Here is a 5,934-nt window from a genome sequence, read left to right on the forward strand (position 1 = left end):
CGTCACCCACGCCACGCCGCTCACACGGCAACAAAGCCGCAGGTCACAGCCCTACTCGCCGACCTTTCCGGGGCCCTGGGACTGGTGGATGGGCGCGCGGTGTACCCATCACTATAGCCATTGGCTTCCGTGTCACCTGGTGGTGCGTCATGGCGCATCGTGCGTCATGATGCGCGCGTCAGGCCTCCAGCTCGCCGCCCAGGCGGTCGACGCCCACAGCCTCCGTCAACCCCAGCGCACTTCAATGCGGAGCGGCCCGCACAGGTCCGTGAGCCAGGCAAGGTCAGGCTCCAAGGCGAACGCGCGGGCGCCACTGGTTTCAATCCTCAAATCGTCCGACGCCACCCTATCCCCGAAGAAAATGTATGCATGGTCCGTGTTGCAGCGGTGGCTCATCCACACGATCCCGTCATATTCAGCCTCATGCGCTGCCTTTGCCCACTTGACGGTCTCCCCATAGTAGGCCGCCTCGGATGCTGTGAGTTCCTCGGCCTCCACGCCAAGGGCCCGTAATCCTGTCCCCATGAACGACGCCAGTACCAGGTCCTTTTTCGTGGTCAACCGGGATAAGACCATGGACAGGTATTGATCTGGCAGCAGCACGCCACCCGTGGCCGGAATGTCGTGCAGCAGGGTCTCGCACACCGCGGCAACTTCTGATTCCGCGGCGTAAAGCGTTGGTACCATCGGGTCCAGAAGTGGAGCAAATCTGGTCGGCGTGCCGAGTCCTGGATTGAAAACGTTGGCTGCTCGACGAGATCTGTTGTCGAAGACCCGGAAGAGCTTCATCCCCGCTGGGAGGAGTAGTTCTTCCGGGTTGAAGGGCCCGTGTGGCCCCTCTACCACTGCACGCCATAATGGTGCTCGGCAGCTTCAACGACGCGATCAACGTCATCGAGATGGTCGACAGGTCGATCACCATGCAACTGCCCTGTAGGAGCGCACAACCATTGGGCCAACCATTCCGGCTTGATGCCGTACTTCTTTCCGACGGCCAGCAGCTTGAGGATCGCCGGCCGCACGATCCCGCGCGAAGCATCGAACTGGAACATCGGGTAGACGAAGGTGTTCTTGCGTGGGATGCCGATCAACGTCCCGGAACGCCGGCGGTCGCCGGCGAACCCCGATGCGGCCTGAGCGTTCGAACCGAGAAGCTCACCGACCTCCTCTGCGCTGATGAAGCCGAACTCACCCAGCATGTCCCGCCAAGCGTTCTCGGTGGCTTGGACTCCACGCGCCATCTGGGGCGACACCGGAACCTGAAGGGATTCGATGGCCGCCCCGAGGGCCTCAATGGATCGCCGCATGTTCTCAGCCGCTTCAGTGAGTGCCTCTTGGCGTGGCGCATCCTGGAATGCAGTTGCCATCGGGCTCACCCTTCCGTAGGTTCAATCACCCCATCCTAAGCGTGGAACCTGTGGATGGCCACGAATTCTTACTGCCAGCATCCTGGTTCTGGCAGGTTCAACGGGCTCGATGACTTCGCGCCAGCGTCCGCGCGCAATCTACATGGCAGGCGATTTGCTGCGCTACCGTGATCCCGTGTCAGCTCCGGCCGGGTCGGCCGAGATGTCCCGCCTGTGATAGCTGCCGGGCTCCACGAGCGCCCCCATCTCGTCGGCGGTGTGCTGCAGCGTGAGATCGGCTTCCTCGTGGGCCTTCGCCGCGGCCGCCTCGTCATCCGCGGCCTCCTGCAGGGCCGACTTCGCGCGTAGCGGCGGCGTCTTGAAGAACAGGGCGAGCACAAACGCCAGCAGCACAACCATGAGGGCGACCCAGTAGATGACAATCGTCGAGGCGGTGAACCCGGTCAGGAAGGGCTTCGTCAGTCGCGGATCTGCGCCTTTCAAGAACGAGGTGTCGTTGATCGCGCTGCTGCCGCCGACCGACGAGGTCCCGGTCGCCGCCTTCAGCTTCCCTTCAATCGTGGGGGCAACCTGATCGATGACCTGTGTACGGACCGTCTGCTTCGAGAAGTCGAGCGGCTGCGCGGGAACCTTCGTCTCGGCCACCGCTTGCGGCACGCCCTGGGCGACGAGCGCCTTCACCCCCGCCGTGTGCGCGCCCTGCTGCGCCCCCTTCTCCAGAGGACTCACCATGCCGGTGTAGATCAGGCCCATGATCTTCTGGTTCTCGGGGGCGCTCGCCACCGCCGGGGTCATGGCGGCGTCCAGCGCGCTCTTCAGCGTGGGCGTGTCGCTGAGGGAGCCCTGGATGTTCAGCGGCATGACGGTGAAGAGCAGCGACAGCATGACGGCGGTGCCCAGGGTTCCACCGATTTGGCGGAAGAACGTCGACGCGCTCGTCGCCACGCCCATGTCGCGCAGGCCCACCGAGTTCTGGCTGGCGATCGTCAGGGTCTGCATGAGCTGGCCGAGGCCAAGACCGATCAGCAACATGCCACCGGCGACGAACCAGAAGGAGGAGTCGTACCTCAGGAACGTGAAGTAGAGGAACCCGGCCGACATCAGGGCCGTGCCGAGGATCGGGAACATCCGGTACCTGCCGGTGCGGGCGATCAGCTGGCCGCTGGCGATCGAGGCGATCATGAGCCCCAGGATCATCGGCAACATCTGCAAGCCGCTCTCGGTCGGCGTGGAGCCGAGAACGATCTGCAGATAGAGCGGAATCGTCATCATCGCGCCGAACATGCCGAAGCCCACGAGAACCCCGATGATGGTGGCCATGGAGAACGTGGACGAGTGGAACAGCTTGATGGGGATCAGCGCGTCGTCCTTCATGCGGATTTCGACGATGATGAACGCAACGACCCCGATCCCGCCGATGACGTAGCACGCGACGGCGGCCACGCTGGTCCAACCCCAGGTCTGCCCCTCCTCGGCCACGAGGAGCAGCGGCACGAGTGCGACGATGACCGCCGTCGCACCCCACCAGTCGATGCGCACCGAATGGCGGTCGACCTTCGGCAGATGCAGGAAGCGGAGCACCATGGCAAGGGCGGCGAGGCCGATCGGCACGTTGACCAGGAACACCCAGCGCCAACCGGCGATCCACAGAATCTGGTCGGTGCCGGCGAACAGGCCGCCGATGAGCGGGCCGATCACGCTCGAGACACCGAACACGGCCAGGAAGTAACCCTGGTACTTGGCCCGCTCGCGGGGGGCGAGCATGTCACCCATGATCGCCAGCGGCATGGACATCAGGCCGCCGGCACCGAGCCCCTGCACGGCGCGGAAGGTGGCGAGTTCGATCATCGACGTCGAGAAGCTCGCCATGATCGATCCGGCGATGAACACGACGATCGCGAAGATGAACAGCGGACGCCGTCCAAAGATGTCGGACAGCTTGCCGTAGATCGGGGTGCTGATCGTGGACACGATCAGATAGGCGGTGGTCACCCAGGCCTGCAGGCTGAGCCCGTGCAGATCGTCNACCGATGGTGCGGATCGCGGTGCCGACCACCGTCTGGTCCAGGGCCGAAAGGAACATTCCCGCCATGAGGCCGAAGATCACGAAAAGGATCTGGCGGTGGTTCATGACGGTGCCGCCGGAGGAGCCCGGAGCGGGTGCTGAGTTGTCGCGTGACATGCGTCCTCAAAGAAAGAGAGTTGGGAGGATGCCGCTGACACCGGCATCACGACGGCGTGGGCGGAACGCGAATTATTGCGCAGACTGGAACGCTACACCGCACGCGCCCGCCGTGCAACGAGACCCCGGGGATTTCGACAAGCTCAATCACCGGCGGACAAGCTCAATCAGCCGCGTGCTCAATCACCGGCGTGCGGGACGATCNACGGCACGGGCGCTCAACTGCCCCGCGGCCAGCTTCCTGTACGCCTCCAACCCGTCCTCGAGGCTGTACCGCTCCACGTCGGGAATGATCTGCCCGTTGCGGTACATGTCGACGACCTCGTGCAGGTCCTCGATGGTGCCCCAGTACGTGTTCGTGATGACCGACTCATACGGCGTCTTGAAGAATGTCCACTCGTGCACGCCGCCGGCAATGCCCACCACCGTCAGTCTCCCGCCCTGCGCCATGGAGCCGCTGGCGGTGGCGATCGTGGGCGTCACGCCGACGAAGTCGAACGCCGCGTCCACGCCGCGTCCGCCGGTGATCGCGCGGATCGCGGCGACCTGCTCCGGTCCGCCGGGAACGACGACGGCGCCCGCGGCTTCCGCCTTCGCCATCGCCTCCGGCTTCATGTCGGTGGCGATGATGGTCGCCCCCGTGAGAGCCGTGAGGATCTGCACGGCGATCTGGCCGAGCCCGCCCAGGCCCACGACGAGCGCGAACCGGCCGCCGCCGGCCAGGTTCGGCAGCGCGTTCTTGATGGCGTGGTACGGCGTCAACGCGGCGTCGGACAACGGCGCGGCCGCGATCGGATCGGCGTCGCCCAGCGGCACCAGGTTGCGCACCGGCACGGTGACGTATTCGGCCATGCCGCCGTCGCGCCCCAGACCGACGGCCAGGTACGGGTTGGTGGCCGCGTTCTCGCAGTACGTGTCCTGCCCGCGTGAACAGGCCTTGCAGTGGCCGCAGCCGATCGGGCCGTACACAAGGAATGCGTCGCCGGTGTTGACGCCGCTGACCCCCGGGCCCAGTTCCTCCACCCAGCCGGAGTTCTCATGGCCCAGGATGAAACCGGCCTTCAGGGTCCCCGGGACCTCGGCCGTGAAGTCCTGGAACACACTCACATCCGAGTGGCATGCACCGGCTCCGGCCACCTTGAGCAAAACCTCGCCGGGCCCCGGCGTGGGCTTCGCCACCTCCTTGAGCACCGGGAACGTCTTCCAGTCTTCAAACACAATCGCACGCATGGGAGAGCCTTCCTTCGTCGTGAAACGCCGCGGCAGCTTGCACGTCCACTCTATGCCCGACCGGCTCACACCCTCAGGGCCGATTCAACGTCGGGCCGCACACTTCGCCCTCGGCCCCGTCACGGAACTGGCCCGGTCCCATGCCTGCCGAAGCGGCTCCGCGGGGGGCTACCAGGGCCCACTCGCCAACGAATGATTGCCCGCCACCCACTCCTCGCAGTACCATTGAATCAAACTCGGCATTCATGATTCAGCGCCGGCGCTCAATCCAGAGAGACAACTTCGATGACGATGACTACAGGCGACCTCATCAAGCGCTATCGTGAGCACGCGGGGATGTCGCAACGCGCCCTGGAGGAGAAGATCGATCTCTCCCAATCCAGCATCGTACGCATCGAAAAGGGCGATCGACAGGTGAAATCCTACGAGCTCTCGGCCATTGCTGCAGCCTTGGGTTGCCCCGAATCGAGCCTCATGGAATCGCACCCGAGACGCGATCGCGTTCAATACGCTGCCCGAACGAACGGCGACAATACCCCCGATATGACTCAGGTGAAGGAACACCTCTTCTTTCTGCTGGAAATGGACACTTACCTTACTAGAGCCCTCAAGACCCTTCCGCCTGCCTAACGAGAGCCGCTGCCGATGACCGCAAAAAACGAGACAATAGCCGCTCAAGCGGCGGCGGACTTCCGAAACAAATACGACCTCGGCAATGCACCGATCAATGACTTTAGCGACCTCATCGAGGGGCGTCTCGGCATCGATGTGGCAATCCTGGAGATGGACGCCGGGTTGGACGGCCTGGTCGTTCAGGATCCCGAGACCAAACAGTGCATTATTTCCGTCGCGTGCACTCGGTGGCCGGAACGTCAGCGTGCGACACTGGCACACGAACTGGGTCACCTCGAACTTGGTGACTTCGCCAGCGGCGGGTTCATCAGCTGCGGTACTCGAAGTCCTGAAGAAATCCGGGCCGATTCATTCGCCCGGCACCTGCTCGCCCCCCAAAAGGGTGTGGTTGAGTTCCTCGAAGGGCTCGGGAAAGCCCGGCAGAAGCTGACCGCGGCCGATCTGTCCCATCTGGTTCGGTATTTTGAGGTCTCTCCAATGCTGCTCCTGATTCAGCTAGGTGCGTGTGCCAGTAGTGGTTTG

Annotated in this window: 5 protein-coding genes and 1 pseudogene; 2 read left to right on the forward strand and 4 right to left on the reverse strand. The window is 64.0% G+C overall.

The features are described 5' to 3' along the window. Positions 1–225 precede the first annotated feature (225 nt). From EJC77_RS20060 to EJC77_RS20075, 4 genes and pseudogenes are all read right to left on the reverse strand, one after another. The gene (locus EJC77_RS20060) at positions 226–789 is read right to left on the reverse strand and encodes an RES family NAD+ phosphorylase (protein ID WP_125617035.1); all 564 of its coding nucleotides are present in this window, start codon (positions 787–789) and stop codon (positions 226–228) included. Between the two features lie 50 nt (positions 790–839). Further along, a complete protein-coding gene (locus EJC77_RS20065) occupies positions 840–1,367 on the reverse strand; it encodes a hypothetical protein (protein WP_125617038.1) in 528 nt (175 codons plus the stop codon). Between the two features lie 162 nt (positions 1,368–1,529). Further along, positions 1,530–3,498: pseudogene (locus tag EJC77_RS20070) on the reverse strand (MDR family MFS transporter). Between the two features lie 234 nt (positions 3,499–3,732). Continuing rightward, positions 3,733–4,779: an NAD(P)-dependent alcohol dehydrogenase gene (locus tag EJC77_RS20075; RefSeq protein WP_125617040.1), complete on the reverse strand. Its 1,047-nt coding sequence runs from the start codon at positions 4,777–4,779 to the stop codon at positions 3,733–3,735. A gap of 285 nt (positions 4,780–5,064) precedes the next feature. Between EJC77_RS20075 and EJC77_RS20080 the strand changes: the two genes are divergently transcribed. Together EJC77_RS20080 and EJC77_RS20085 are read left to right on the forward strand one after the other, a co-directional pair. Then, positions 5,065–5,409 carry a helix-turn-helix domain-containing protein gene (locus EJC77_RS20080; protein ID WP_125617043.1) on the forward strand — a complete coding sequence of 115 codons (345 nt, stop codon included), beginning with the start codon at positions 5,065–5,067 and terminating at the stop codon, positions 5,407–5,409. A 15-nt stretch (positions 5,410–5,424) separates the two neighbouring features. Next, a partial coding sequence (locus EJC77_RS20085; RefSeq protein WP_125617046.1) for an ImmA/IrrE family metallo-endopeptidase occupies positions 5,425–5,934 on the forward strand: 510 nt, incomplete at its 3' end.

Origin of the sequence: Specibacter cremeus (assembly GCF_003946885.1) — a bacterium.
Taxonomy (GTDB): Bacteria; Actinomycetota; Actinomycetes; order Actinomycetales; family Micrococcaceae; genus Specibacter; species Specibacter cremeus.